This is a genomic window from Vibrio sp. 10N.222.55.C6, assembly GCF_041473395.1.
Lineage (GTDB): Bacteria > Pseudomonadota > Gammaproteobacteria > Enterobacterales > Vibrionaceae > Vibrio > Vibrio crassostreae_C.
The window spans coordinates 1-501 of sequence record NZ_JBFRSD010001047.1; the positions used below are offsets into that span (position 1 = coordinate 1).

Here is a 501-nt window from a genome sequence, read left to right on the forward strand (position 1 = left end):
TCTTTATACCATGGATTTCAAGAACTGGCTTCCAGATCTGAACGGTATAGTCGAGACGAATAAAGAGCGATACGACAGATGGTTCAAGATCGGATATTCGCTACCTTCTCAGTATGACGACGTTAAAAATAGTCTTCGTACGCTGAGTGATGCAATACGCTCCTTAGTTGCAGCAGAGCGCAAACTGAAAGATCCCTCACTAACTGATGGAGAACGCTCCGCAACCGATAAGGCTCTAATGTACGAAAGAGGCACGGTAGTTAGTATATTGGGTCAATTGAGCGTTATCTGCGCTGATGTAGCCCCAAAATCCCTGAGTGGTCTGCTTGGCTGCAACTCAAAACGTGAGCGTCTTTTAGCAGAGATTATCTTGCACACAACTCCCCTAGAGATGGCTAAAGTGCGGCCATGTGTATTGGTAGCTACCACCCGAAAATTTGATTTTAAGACCAGTATTCTGAGCTGTCGTGAAGATGGTTATCATTACCGTAAGAGTATGCC

Annotated in this window: 1 protein-coding gene; it reads left to right on the forward strand. The window is 45.1% G+C overall.

The genetic code is table 11. The features are described from left to right. On the forward strand, positions 1-501 hold a 501-nt coding region (locus AB4486_RS27485; protein WP_372119966.1), incomplete at both ends, for a hypothetical protein.